This is a genomic window from Deltaproteobacteria bacterium, assembly GCA_019309045.1.
In the GTDB taxonomy this organism is placed as follows: Bacteria; Desulfobacterota; Syntrophobacteria; order BM002; family BM002; genus JAFDGZ01.
This window is the reverse complement of the sequence record JAFDGZ010000025.1, coordinates 22,115-35,510: the sequence shown is the minus strand read 5'-3', so window position 1 is coordinate 35,510 and position 13,396 is coordinate 22,115. Positions and strand designations below refer to the sequence as shown.

The 13,396-nt window shown below is 52.0% G+C and carries 11 protein-coding genes; 1 reads left to right on the top strand and 10 read right to left on the bottom strand.

What is annotated here, in order from left to right; translation table 11 throughout:
* Positions 1 to 385: 385 nt before the first annotated feature.
* The 9 genes from JRI89_07560 to JRI89_07520 form a co-directional block, all read right to left on the bottom strand.
* Positions 386 to 2,320: a DUF4445 domain-containing protein gene (locus JRI89_07560; protein MBW2071099.1), complete on the bottom strand. Its 1,935-nt coding sequence runs from the start codon at positions 2,318 to 2,320 to the stop codon at positions 386 to 388.
* Between the two features lie 297 nt (positions 2,321 to 2,617).
* Positions 2,618 to 4,528 (bottom strand): FAD-dependent oxidoreductase, encoded by a 1,911-nt coding sequence (locus JRI89_07555; GenBank protein MBW2071098.1) that lies wholly within the window; start codon positions 4,526 to 4,528, stop codon positions 2,618 to 2,620.
* A 272-nt stretch (positions 4,529 to 4,800) separates the two neighbouring features.
* On the bottom strand, positions 4,801 to 6,192 hold the full coding sequence (locus JRI89_07550) for a sigma 54-interacting transcriptional regulator (protein ID MBW2071097.1): 1,392 nt from the start codon (positions 6,190 to 6,192) through the stop codon (positions 4,801 to 4,803).
* A gap of 166 nt (positions 6,193 to 6,358) precedes the next feature.
* Positions 6,359 to 7,573, bottom strand: a complete 1,215-nt coding sequence (locus tag JRI89_07545; protein MBW2071096.1) for an FprA family A-type flavoprotein — start codon at positions 7,571 to 7,573, stop codon at positions 6,359 to 6,361.
* Between the two features lie 113 nt (positions 7,574 to 7,686).
* On the bottom strand, positions 7,687 to 9,069 hold the full coding sequence (locus JRI89_07540) for an MBL fold metallo-hydrolase (protein MBW2071095.1): 1,383 nt from the start codon (positions 9,067 to 9,069) through the stop codon (positions 7,687 to 7,689).
* A 55-nt stretch (positions 9,070 to 9,124) separates the two neighbouring features.
* A complete protein-coding gene (locus JRI89_07535) occupies positions 9,125 to 9,340 on the bottom strand; it encodes a hypothetical protein (protein MBW2071094.1) in 216 nt (71 codons plus the stop codon).
* A gap of 111 nt (positions 9,341 to 9,451) precedes the next feature.
* Positions 9,452 to 10,105, bottom strand: a complete 654-nt coding sequence (locus JRI89_07530; protein ID MBW2071093.1) for a peroxiredoxin — start codon at positions 10,103 to 10,105, stop codon at positions 9,452 to 9,454.
* 186 nt (positions 10,106 to 10,291) lie between these two features.
* Positions 10,292 to 10,756 (bottom strand): transcriptional repressor, encoded by a 465-nt coding sequence (locus tag JRI89_07525; protein ID MBW2071092.1) that lies wholly within the window; start codon positions 10,754 to 10,756, stop codon positions 10,292 to 10,294.
* A 70-nt stretch (positions 10,757 to 10,826) separates the two neighbouring features.
* Positions 10,827 to 11,189, bottom strand: a complete 363-nt coding sequence (locus JRI89_07520) for a GntR family transcriptional regulator (protein MBW2071091.1) — start codon at positions 11,187 to 11,189, stop codon at positions 10,827 to 10,829.
* A 503-nt stretch (positions 11,190 to 11,692) separates the two neighbouring features.
* On the opposite strand from JRI89_07520, the gene JRI89_07515 reads away from it, so the two are divergent.
* Positions 11,693 to 11,956 (top strand): hypothetical protein, encoded by a 264-nt coding sequence (locus JRI89_07515; protein MBW2071090.1) that lies wholly within the window; start codon positions 11,693 to 11,695, stop codon positions 11,954 to 11,956.
* Positions 11,957 to 11,965: 9 nt separating this feature from the next.
* Here the strand turns inward: JRI89_07515 and JRI89_07510 are convergent, their stop codons facing one another.
* The gene (locus JRI89_07510) at positions 11,966 to 13,351 is read right to left on the bottom strand and encodes a sigma 54-interacting transcriptional regulator (GenBank protein ID MBW2071089.1); all 1,386 of its coding nucleotides are present in this window, start codon (positions 13,349 to 13,351) and stop codon (positions 11,966 to 11,968) included.
* Between the last annotated feature and the right edge of the window lie 45 nt (positions 13,352 to 13,396).

Here is a 13,396-nt window from a genome sequence, read left to right as displayed (position 1 = left end):
GATGTTGTGAAGGAGACATACCCTCCCCTCAAACCCCTGTGGAGCATTTGCATATCTGCTCCACAGGGGCCCCTCCTTCCCCGAGCGGCTGAAAGCAACTGGTCCCTCAAATCAGCTATCCCGTGAGACTTTTCTGCCGTGGCAATTCTGCAGCAAGAGGATCTGCCAACATCCCGACCCTGCGTCCAGATGGCGGTAGAGTGCCGCCAGAATCCAGAGAAAAGCATCTGGGCCGGTCTCGTGGCTAGGCGGGAAGACTCGTTATCCTGGCGAACTATGCCGGCGCAGATTCGTCTACAAGTGGCGTTTGCTTCCTGCAATAGAAGATGCAGAACTCCAGTAATCCTGGATGAAGATTGGGGAGTGCCTTCGGGGGACGAGCTCGCTAGCTGCCGGCCATTATCTTCTTGACAGTTGGAAACAGATCGATATCCGTATGTGGCAGAAACAGGGCAGCAACGAATTCGTCGTAGAAGGTGGGGTCCACCGATAGTTCAAAGTAGGTCATCTGCCGGGCCAGCGTGGAGGCGCACGAGTATGCATGTCTGGACAAGAGGGCCATACGCGCACCAGTAAGAGAGCTGTTGCCGATGAAGCGCACCCGATCCACTGGCACGTCGGGGAGCAGGCCTATGAGAATAGCCTTTTCTACATCGAGATAATTGCCGAAGCCGCCAGCCACGTAAATTTCTTCCAGATCGGTAAACGACATGCCCACACTGCTCAGCAGTACTCGCATGGCGGCAAGGATGGCACCCTTGGACTTAATGAGGTTGCTGATATCCTCTTCTGTGATGACCACTGGCTTGCCTGTTTCCGTTTCATCTTCTCGGGCGAGGATGTACTCTGCTGAATTGTCGCGCACTACAATTCGATCATTGGTGGTTTCTCGAGGAAACTTACCGTTGGGATCCAGAATGCGATTGCGGAACAGCTCTGCAATGGTGTCTATGAGACCAGAGCCGCATATTCCCCTTGGTTTGGCATTGCCGATGGTTTCGTAACGGAGTTCATCACCCTGAATGATCACCTTCTGGATGGCTCCGCGGGTTGCCCGCATGCCGCATTTGGTGCCGCTGCCCTCAAAAGCAGGGCCGGCAGAAGCAGAACAACATACGAGCCATTCATTGTTGCCGATGACGATTTCACCATTGGTACCAATGTCAATGAGGGCACATACTTTTGGAGTATTGCTGATCCCGGATGCCAGCACGCCGGCAGTAATGTCGCCTCCTACGTAAGAACTCACACCCGGCATACAGTACACTACAGCTCTAGGATTCAGATGAAGATTGAGTTCTTCGGCAGGTGCAGAGGGGAGATGATTGGCTGTGGGGATGTAAGGTTCCAGCCTGATTGTGCAGGGTTCCAGCCCCAGGAAAAGGTGCGTCATGGTGGTGTTGCCAGCAGCTACAAAGGCAGTAACGCTCTCTGCCGCCACCTGGTGTTTTTCCAACAAGGAGTCGATGAGTTTATTGGTGGTGTCGATTACGGCCTGATGGATGGGCGAGAGGCCTCCCCGGCCGCAGGCATAAATCATGCGCGAGATCACGTCCTCGCCGTACTTGGCCTGCTGGTTGTGACTTGCTTCTACTCCCAGGCTGATGCCGGAGCGCAGGTCGATCAACTGGGCCACGATAGTGGTAGTGCCAACATCGCAGGCAATGCCGTAATTGGCTGTGCTGGTATTGCCGGCTTCGAGAGAGATGATTTCCACACAATGTTCGTTGTAAGGATGAAGAGTGGCTGTCACGTCCCAATTGCTCTGGCGGAGCAAACGGCTCATGCCTCTCAGGGTAGTGAGTGAGATCTCCAAATGGCGGGTCTCTATCTTCTTGCGGATCTCACGATAAATGCGGTCGAGGTCAGAGATATTGTCGGCCAGTGTGGGCTGCGGCAAAGGAAGATGCCATTTTTGGGTCAAGGGGACGTAGAGAAGCGACGGCCTGTGGCCTGTGTCACTCAGATCCAGCCCTTCAGGAGGATTGTAGTTGACAATGTTTTCGGCCGTAAGAATCTGTTCCTCTTCCAGACGCGCTTCAGGCGGGACCCACACTTCCAGATCAGCGTGTACTTCCGTCTGGCAGGCAAGGACGAAGCCCTCCTGTATCTCTTCCCTGCTGAGAAATCTGATGCTATGGCTGTCAGGCTTCACCTCTCCTTTGGTAATCTGCACCCGGCATTTGCCGCACACTCCCTCGCCGCCGCAAAGACTGTTGATATAGACGCCTGCTTCACCTGCAGCCTCCAAGAGAGTGTTGCCTGCTGCAACTTCCACTTTGCTGCCTTCCGGTTGAAATACCACCTTGTGTTTTGCCATGCATTGCTCCTGGTTGGTCGTGAAAACTTTCCCAATAAACCATTCAATACTTCTCTCAAGCGTTCAAGAGAATTTAACCATCAAATATAGGCTTTCCTGAATAATGAGGCAAGTCCAATTCCTTGCCAGGGGGAATCAGGAGGCCTGCGAAGCTGACCTCAGTTGCCTATGGGCAGCGGTTTTTTCCCTGCATGCTGCGCTGCCTGTCACAGGAGCGAAGCCAGGTGGAGCGGTTCTGCACCGTGCAGGGCTCTGAATCAGGACTCACCGCAGCTTGAACAGCCTGGCTCAAAGAGATCAATACTTGCATGCCAGCTGATAGCCAGCCAGGGTGGCAGTGTAGATGTCCTGCACCTGCTGGGCGTCGCCGATTGTTTCCAGTAGTGGTACCAAATTTTTGATCTCCTCACCTGGCCCTTGGCACGGTGTAAGTCCAAAAGCGTGGATCACCGTCTGAAACGGCTCGAGCAATTGTTCTTCTCCCGCTGTCTCCACTGCTACCCCTTCGGCTGTAAAGGCTTTTACCCGGGTACGCGGCATGAGAGTGACGTTTTCCATGGCCGAAATTCTGTTGAGTACCAGTTTCCTGGTAACCATTTCCATGTTGCTTCCCAAGGGATCGGTGCGTTTTGTGGCAACCACAATATAGCCCTCCAGTCCCAGTTTTTCAGCGATTTCAAGGCCTGTCCTGCCTGCCCCTATGACAAGTATCCGGGGGCCGCGTACCTGCCTTTCATCTCTGTAATACTCCAGGGCAGATAGATGGTGCTGCTCGGAGAGTCCTGGGATATCAGGGATGGTATCATGGGCACCAGTGGCCCAGACAAGGAACTCTGGACTTATTTTCCTGACAAGCTCGCTGTCAACTTCTGTTGCCAAAAGCACTGTGACCGGACTTTGTTTCACTGCCCGAATCAAGGAAGCGAGGCTGTCATGCATGGGGCTTTTCCCCGGTGCTTTACAGGCAAGGCTAAACTGGCCTCCCAGATCGGGCTCTTTTTCTGCTAGGGTGACCTGGTGGCCGCGTTTTGCCAGGTAAAGAGCTGCCGAGATTCCTGCTGGTCCTCCTCCGGCAACGAGAACGCGCAACTTCTTTGGCGACGGAGTGAGCTCTTGCTGACCAATCTGTGGATTGACATTACATCCCAGGCCCTCGCCGCTGCGCACTCGATGCAGACAACCCTGCAGACAATAACCACACTGGATGACCCTGTCGTCCTGCTGGTGCAGCCATTTTTTCAAAAGATTGGGATCAGCAATGAGCGGCCGTCCGAGAGCAATAAGATCTGCAAGATTCTGACTGAGGATGTTTTGAATTCGCTCTTTTCTGCCAAATCTTCCGGCTGCAATGACAGGAAGCGAACAGTGCTGCTGAAGTCGAGACAGACTTTCCAGTTGAGGTTTTTCAGGGAGACTCATGTGGTGAAAATACCAGGGCGGGCTGAAGCAAGCACTGCCCATACCAACGTGCACTGCAGCAACGCTGGCTTCAGCAATCATGTTCAGGAGGGAAAGCAGCTCTTCGTCAGGGATACCGAATTCCGGGGACATTTCATTCCCTGAAATCCTCAAGACAAGAGGGATGCCGCCTGCACCTTTTTGCACTGCTGAAAGTACCTCTCTGACGAAGAGCTGCCGGTCCTTGCCAAAGCGATCTTGCCGCTGGTTGATTTTGCTGTTGAGAAATTGTGAGAGCAGATATCCGTGGCCTGCCTGAAGCTCTATGAGGTCGAATCCTGCCAAGACTCCCCTGTTTGCTGCTCTCTGGTATGCTTCCACGATCTCTGCTATTTCTGCCTCGGTTAATGCTTCGGCTGTCTGCCCACTGGAGGAACAGGTGACGGCAGAAGGCGCCTTTGGCCTGACACCTGTTACTTTGGGGTTGGCAGCAGCGCCAGCATGATTGAGATGGAGACAGGCCAAGCGACCTTCATGGTGGATGACCTGGACTATTTTTGTGAGTTCTTCCACGCTGTGTGGCTGATGAATGGAAAGCTGCCTGGGATGCTCCCTGCCGTTTGCCGTAACTGCCGCTGGCTCGACTATGATTATTGCAGGGCCGTCCTGGGCGATCTGCCGGTAAAACTGGAGTTGCCGTTCTGTTACCTTGCCGTCAAGGCTGCCATAGCCTGTTTTGATTGGCGGGAAAACGAAGCGGTTTACCAGCTGCAGTCCGTCGAGGGCATATTCAGTGAACATCTCTTTCATTATCCACTCCTTTCACTCGCAGGCAATTTCTAATGGCAATTGCCTGAGCAATCGTTACTTCGGAAGAAAGTGCTGGGAACCCCTGGGTCGAGAAGTAACCTCGCGTGTCAAAAACTACCTGTAGCAATAGCCATGCCCTAGAGGGTGACAACAGGTTAGCCAAAAAGTAAAATTGCTGGAGAGTAGCGGTGTTGCGCAGAATCTTTCTGAGTGTTGGCCATGAAATCAAGATTAAAAAGGCGGGAGTTATGGGCCGCTGAGTTGCAGAAGTGCTACCCCTTGCTGCGACCATCCTTCCGGGGGAGGTTGATTCCTAATTTGCGAATTTTTCTGAATAGAGTAGTTTTGTGAATTCCCAGGTCTCGGGCGGTCTGCAGCCTGTTCCAACGATTTTTTCTGAGGGCCGTGAGAATCAGTTCTCTTTCATATTGATCCACGAGTTTGAGAGTCGGACGGACAGCAGCGGCAGCACCATCCAGCAGGTTGTCAGGCAAATGATGCGCCTGAATCATACCGCCGGGACAGATAACAAAGGCATGCTCTATAATGTTTTCCAGTTCCCTCACATTTCCTGGATAGTTGTGGTTCATAAGAATGCGAATCGCTTCAGGAGTGATTCCAGCAATGTCTTTGCCCTTGAGGGCAGACAGCTTGGTGATAAAATGCTCTACGAGCAAAGGGATATCTTCCTTCCTATCTCGCAGGGGTGGCAGTACGAGCTGAAAGACGTTGACTCGATAATAAAGGTCAGTGCGAAAGAGACCTTGTTCCACCAGCTTTACCAGATCCCTGTTGGTGGCTGCTATGATGCGCACGTCGGCACGAATACCCTGTACACCCCCGAGGGGCTCAAAGATTTTTTCCTGCAGAACTCTGAGGAGCTTTGCCTGAATAGAGGTGGGGATGTCGCCAATCTCATCGAGAAAAATAGTGCCTCCCTGTGCCAGGGCAAATCTTCCTGGTTTGTCTTTGCGCGCATCGGTAAAGGCTCCCGCCTTGTAGCCAAAGAGTTCTGACTCCAGGAGAGTCTCTGGTATGGCACCGCAGTTTACGGTGACAAAGGGAAGTTTTTGTCGGGGACTCAAATTGTGAACGGCTCGAGCAACCAGACCCTTGCCGGTGCCGCTTTCCCCGGTAATCAGCACTGTGCTGTCGCTGGCGGCAATGACGGGAATCATGTCGAAAAGGTGGGCCATCTTTGGACTCTCGCTTATAATGTCCTCAAAAGTATGGCGCTTGTCGATTTCCTTGCGCAGCTGCTCCACCAGGCTGAGATCTCGAAACGTTTCTACCCCTCCTACGATCTTGCCATTTTTATCCTTGAGAACAGCTGTCGAGATACTGATGGGTACCTTGCTTCCCACTGAATTGACAATGCTTATGACCAGATTGATTACTGGTTTGCCAGTTTCCATGGTAAAGCGAAGGGCGCAGGCCTTCTTGCATATGTTGCTGCGAAAGACCTCGTGGCAGGGGCGGCCCAGGGCTTGTTCACGAGGCACACCAGTGATTTCGGCAGCTGCTCGGTTGAAGCAGGTGATGCGCCAGTTCGCGTCAACACAGAAAACACCATCGTTGAGACTGCATAGAATTGCCTCGAACCAGTCTGGCGAGAGGGCAGCCTGGGTATATGGGCAGGCGGTAGCGTCTAGGTGATCTGCCATTTGGTATCTACCAGTTGGTTTGCCGTACTTGAAATACTCCTATAAGGAGCTCATTGGCTCACTTCTGAACATCTGCAGCAAGAAAAAAATCGCCCCAGTTGGTTTGCCGCGGCTCATGGTGTGAATTGCCGCATGTAGCTGGTGAAAATTGCTTGCCGACAGCATGCTAGTCTGCCTTTGCCGCCTTTGCTTTGAGCCTGTCAGCTATGGCAATGCCAAGATCATAGCAGCGGCCAAGAGTCTCTCGGTCAGGAACAAACTTGACGCGGAGCCCGTCGCCAACGAGTTCCACCTTCATAGCTTCGAGTATTCCCCGGACTTGGGCCACTGCTTCGCCGCTCCAACCGTAGGAACCAAAGGCAGTGCCCACAAGGTTTCGCGGTTTCAGACCTTTCAGGTATGTCAGGACATCCGCCACCGTGGGGAACATGTTGTTATTCAGGGTGGGGGAGCCTACCAGCAACGCACCGGCATCCAGGAGTTCAGTGGCAACATCACTTCGATGGTTCGCCTTCAGGGGGAGCAGCTTCGGGTTGGCACCGCCAGTTACGAGTCCCTCGGCAATGCTCTCAGCCATGAGCGCCGTACTGTGCCACATAGTATCAAAGACAATCAGCGCCTTCATGGTGGGCTTCTGTTTGGCCCAGGTGGCGTACCAGCTGAGGATCTTGTCGAGGTCCCGCCGCCAAATGGGGCCATGATCACAAGCAATGATGTCGATCTGCAGTCCCAGCTGGCCCACCTTTTCCAGAAGCTTGGTGACCAGCGGCGAGAAGGGCAGCAGGATGTTGGCGAAATACTTTGCCCCTTCATATTCCAGGATGCCAGGGTCTATTTCATCTGCAAAGCGCTCACTGCTGGCAAGGTGCATGCCAAAGGCGTCCTGGGAAAAGAGCAGCCTGTCCTCGGCGAGATAGCTGAACATGTTGTCGGGCCAATGGAGCATGCGAGTCTCAAGAAAACTGAGGTGCAGATTGCCGAGGCTCAGGTCACTGCCATCTTTTACCGGCACTATTTCCTGGTCCAGATGAAAGTGATCTTTTAGTGCTTTGGCGCCCATGACAGAGGCAAAGACCTTCTCTGGTTGGATGGCCTCGAGCACGCCGACAAGGGAACCGGAATGGTCCATTTCCGCGTGATTGGAGACCAGATAGGCGATGTCTCTAGGGTCCACTACCGACCTTATCCGGGAAAGAAGCTCCTCCTGAAATGGTCTCTTTACGGTGTCGATCAAGGTGAGCTTGTCCGCTGTAACAAGAAAGGCATTGTAGGTAGTTCCCCGGTAGGTGGCATAACCGTGAAAATCACGAATGCCCCAATCAATGGCTCCAACCCAGTAGACATGGTCGCTTACTTTGATTGCCTTGTACGGTGCGTTCATTGTCTTTTTCTCCCTATCATCCGTGTTCCACCCTGACAGATGAGGTTGAGGATAATTGCTGAAGTGTTTGTCTGTTTCACCGTTTTCTTGCCACCTCCGGGGAAGGGTCTTGTCTAATTGGTCAATTCGAAGCCGGCATGCGTCCAGGCGAAGGTCCCGCCAGCCAATGAGAAGACGTTGCCATAGCCACGCTGCTGGAGAAATGAGGCGGCAATGTTGGAGCGATAGCCCGTCCCACAATTTACCACAATCTGGACGTCTGTGGGCAAGGCAAAACCGTTGCTCAGCACCTCTGTAAGCGGCAGGTGTTTGGCTTGAGCTATGTGGCCGCCATCCCATTCTGCCTTGGTGCGCACATCAATCAGGTGCGTAGGTTCGCCCTGGTCTAACCTCGCTTTGAGCTCATGGACCGAAAGTTGAGGCAACTTGCTCACTGGTTTGCCGGAGAACAGCCAGGAGGCAATCCCTCCTGACAGGTAGCCGTAAATGTTGTCGTAGCCTATTCTATGAAGTTCGGTGCACATGGCATCGTAGCGCTCCCTGTCCGTAACCACCAGCAGCAGATCGGCTGTGGGTTCCACTACCATGCCGACCCAGTTGGCAAGCTGCTTTTCGAAACCAATGTTGAGAGACCCGGGGATGTGAAAGCCACCGAAAGCGGCAGTGTCGCGGGTATCAATGACGATGGCCCCCTGCTGCATACGCTCTGCAAAGCGTTCGGGTGACATGGCCAGATCCAGTGGACAGCGCTCCAACAGGGGAGCGCCCTTGATATTGGTCTGAATAATATGGCTGAAGCTCTTGGGCCTGGCAGGGAATTCCTTTGTTACTGCTTCCCTGAAAGCCTCAAAAGAGGAAAACTGGAGCATGGGGTTGTGGTGCCGCTCGAAGCCCAGGGTGGAGCTGGTCTTGAAGCTCATGCCCTTGCCGCACAGAGAACCCATACCGTGGGCAGGGAAGACCTCCAGGTGATCCGGGTAGCTGGCAAGTTTGTCATAGAGGCTGTTATAGAGATTGTGAACCTGTTCGTCGAGGATCTCCTCTCCAGCAAGATCTGGTCGGCCAATGTCGCCCACGAAGAGTACGTCTCCAGTGAGAATCATCCAGGGCTCTTGTGAGCGTGATCTGTCCGTGACCAGAAGCGAGATGGAGTTCGGGGTGTGTCCTGGGGTAAAAAGGACCTCCAATTTGGCGATACCGACCTCTATTACGTCACCTTCTTTGAGATCCTGATGTTGATACGCCACGGGGGCATTTTCTTGGACGTATATCTGAGCGCCGGTATGCGAGCGGAGTTCCTGGTCACCGCTGACGTGATCAGCGTGAACGTGAGTATTGATGATATGAGTGATTTTCATGCCTTCGTTTCTGGATATGTCCAGATAGTCCTGCACGTCTCGTTTGGGATCAACCACTACCATAGCCTTTGCTGCTGGGCAGCCGATCACATAGGAGAAGCAACCCAAACCTGGAACTGTTATTTGTTTAAAATACATGTGGCTATACTCCTCTTTTCCGCATGGCAATCATGGCAGCCTGAAATGGCTGTGGTCATATTGGTACCTTGCGGTGGCTAATTTCTCCGCCAGTAATGAATGCCTGAACCATGTGGCCCAGAAGGACGCCGTTGCCGGATGCCAGGGTATCTTCACCACCGTGGCGCAAAAATTCGTGAAACATCCAACTGGCCAAGCAATCAATAAACGCTTTCCTTACAACATTGTTGTGAAGATAATGCAGGGATGTTGCCTGGTCAATAGAGTTCACCAGGCAACTCCTGCAGGTGTAATTTATTCTGCAGCCATCTGTCGATTGGAGCCCTGCACGGATGGCAATTTACTGTCGAGGGCGATTGTTCCGTTGCCAGCTGTCTGGGCTCTACTTTTCGAGGGGCCTATGACAGAACCACCAGTCATAGTTGTCATATTGTTTTCGGCGCTCTTTAGCTGTTTTCTCATCGGTGGCGGGTGGCACGATGACTCGGTCCTCGAGTAATTCATTTGCCGGCCAGTTTGCTGGCATGGCCACACCTTCCTTGTCAGCTATTTGCAGGGCCTTTACCGCCCGGAGAATCTCGTCCATGTTTCTGCCGAGTTCCTGGGGATAGTAGAGAATCAGTCTGACTTTGCCTTGGGGGTCGCCGACAAAAACTGCCCGGACAGTGTTGCTGCCCTTGCCTGGATGAAGCATGCCGAGCCTGTTGGCAATAGTGTCATTGCCGGCAATGATGGGGAATTTGATTTCTATCCCCAGTTTTTCGTTTATCCATTCTCCCCATTTGATGTGTGAGAAGACCTGATCGATGGACATGCCTATAAGTTTGCAGTTGAGTTTCTCGAATTCCTCGTAGCGTTTCTGAAAGGCTACGAATTCCGTGGTACACACCGGGGTGTAATCTGCAGGGTGACTGAATAGGACAAACCAGGAGCCCTGCAGATCACCAGGAATGTTCATGGGACCATGAGTTGTCTGCACCTCCAACCTGGGAAATTCGTCTCCCAAGAGGGGCATGCTCTGCTTCTTCTCTTCCATTTCTTTTCCTCCTTTTCTTTGATGGTTGCTTTAGTCTTTCCGGTCATCTGACCGGAAGAGTGTCACGACTCACATATTGCGTTGCAAGAACCTTCTCTGGTTTTCGGATGCCCTGACCATAGTAAATTAAAGTATATTTCATAGATAATAATTATTCTTATTAAACATGCAAAAAAATATTCCTTACTAGTTGTCGCGTTGAGATTCCTCTTCCTCCTTTTTCAAACAATGTTTACAGATTCCACTCATTACGGCCACCTTGCTAGTGGCAACACCCCAATTCCGAACTTCCTCTGGTGGTTCTATGCTGTCGAACTCCTGCCAATGAAAGTCCGAGATGGCTTTGCACCTGGAGCAGACAAGGTGGTGATGGGGGGAAAGATCGGCATCATATCTGGCCCGCCCATCAGAGACGTGAGTTTTTGAGATGAGGCCAAAGCGCTCAAAAGTTGCCAGGGTTCGGTAGACGGTGTCAAGGGATATGGTTGGCGTCCGCGACTGAACACGCTTGAAAATCATCTCAGCCGAAGGATGGTCCTCGGCTCTAACGAGCTCCTCGAAGATCTCCAGTCGCTGATGGGTAAGTTTAAGACCTCCATTGCGACAGATACGCTTCAGTCTGGCAAATTGTTCTTCTGACAGCTTTGACATCTCTTCCCTAAATAAAGGTTAATTACTAGTTAAGATTTAATCTGATAAGTAACATGGCAAACATCGCCGGTCAATCCTTTTTTGCAAAATTTTTTGGCAATTGCCAGCAGCCTTGTGAAGCAAGGTCTCTGGAAGGATCAACGTCCATGTCGCAAATCCAGGGTTCACCGTGCTTGTCTATGACAACTTTGAATGGGCGTCTCTGTCTGACGTCCGAACAGGTTGGAATCTCCAGGAAAACCTTGTGGTGCCGAAATGTGAGAGCCAACTTCTTTTTTCTGACAAGCTTTGCCAATGCTTCTCTGACCGTGGCCCCAGTGATGCCGAGCTCAGCAGCAAGTGCGCGCAAAACTACCTCCAGCTCTTCACTCTGATCCACTGCAGCCAATAACAGTTCTCTTGACCGCTTTTCTATGATTTCTAAGAGAGTCATCCTAGAAAATTCACTGCTGATCCTGTACTGCCATTGAAGAGAAAAATTGTCTACTCGCAAGAGGACACCATTCCTAATTTGCCGCCGCAATAGCCGTGCCAGACCACTCGGCTTGGGGCAATGGCAGGCCGTAGGTACCAGGTACTCACTAGTTCCAGTTTTGAGAGCTCTCACAGCATGCTGCTGTAGTTGCAAAAAGGCTACTTTTGTGAAGCCAAAAAGTTGCACAAGGGATACTCTACTGCGTGTCTCAAACGGTGTATTGGGCTGATGAGGGTTCAGGATAGCTTCGCTGACTTGAAAAAAATATTGTATCAATTGGGCCTTATTAGTTGTCAGCCCCAGTGATAATGCAAGTGGATGGCTGATTTTGTGGCAATGAACAAACTACCTTGCATCGGTGTCTTATAGACTAGAATGTAAGTGGCATGATCATTGCCTGTTTGAGAAAATACCATAGAACAGTAAGTTGAGTCCCACCAACAGGGAGAGGAGGTGCGGCCATGGGAAGAAGAGAAAAACCTCGACCTGTGAACAGAAAAGGACTCAGAATGCTGGACTGCCCCTTTTACCAGGAGTGTTTATCTCACGCTGTGAGCCAGGACTGGCAAGTGTGGAACTGCGAAGAATGTCCATACGTTTCCCTGTCGGAAATTCGGGAGAAAATGAGATACATTGCGCCCTATTACAGAATACTTGCTGAAATTTACCCGGAGTTCAAGCGTAGATACGAACCTGTGATCGACTCACTCAACGTAGAGGTGTAGGCGCGGCCGTCATGCTCTGATTTCCCTGTCAACGTGGATATTGTACATTTTGAGGCGTTTCCACAAAGTCACCCGGCTGATACCGAGGAGACGGGCGGCTTCCGACTTGTTTCCCCCGGTTCGTTTTAGTGCTTCCAACAGTTTTGCCCTCTCGGCAGGAGCGTGGTGCCTTGCTCGCAAACGGTGCGGGCTGCTGGCCTGGTGCGGTTGACCAGTAATATGTGTAGGCAGATGCGCCGGCAGTATTTCACCTTCGGGGCAGATGACAAAGGCGTATTCGAGAACATTGATAAGTTCACGCACATTTCCAGGCCACTCATAATGGATGAGCAGGTCGAGAGCTTCATGGTTAATTCCCTCGATGGCTTTGCCGGTTTTTAAACGAATCCTGCTGGTGAATGTCTCAATAAGCAAGGGAATATCCTCGGGCCGTTGTCGCAAAGGAGGCAGGTGGATGGGAATCACCCCGATACGATAATAGAGGTCATCTCTGAATTGGCCGGTTTCCATAAGTGTTTGTAAATTCTTGTTGGTAGCTGCCAGTACCCGGACGTCTACAGGGATCGGCCGATGGTCTCCTACTTTTTCGATCTCTTTTTCCTGAAGTACACGGAGAAGCTTGACCTGGGTGGCCAGGGGAAGATCGCCGATTTCATCCAGGAAAATGTCTCCGCCATTAGCCGCCTCGAAGCGTCCCACCCTGGTTCGATCGGCTCCTGTAAAAGATCCCTTGACATGGCCGAACAGTTCACTTTCCAAGAGCGATTCGTTGAGTGCTGCGCAGTTCACTTTGATGAAGGGGCCTTTACGGCGAGGGCCAAGTCGATGAATTGCACCGGCCACCAGCTCCTTGCCGGTTCCACTCTCGCCATAGATTACTACCGGGGCCTCGGATTGGGCTGCACTAGATATGAGAGCGAATACCTGCTGCATGGCGGGTGACTTGCCCAGAATGCCCTGGAAGCCGTCTTTACCGGTCAGTTCTCGCCGCAGCCTGGTTATGACTTTTTCCTTGGCTACTAGTGCAGTAAGGTCAGTAAGTGTTTCTACACCACCGATGATCTTGCCGCTGCTGTCTCTCAAGACTGCAGCATTTTTCAACACGTGCAAGGGCTTGCCGTCCTTTTTCTTGAGGATGCATTTACAGCGCCTCACCTGCCCTTCCTTGAATAGTTCGCAATGTTTATCTTCACCGCGGGCCCTCGAGTGGAAACAGGTATCGCAATCAAGAACGGCACAGGGCTGGCCGATCAGTTCCATCTTACTGTAGCCCGTGAGTTGTTCCATAGCACTGTTAATCGAGACGATCATGCCCTCTGGATCCACGACCATGAGGCCGTCCATCATTGTATCCACTACGGTTTCCCAATAGCGACTGTATTCCATCTCGAGCATAAGGTGCACCTTCCATGAGCAAACATCACCCCGTGGCTGGACTGT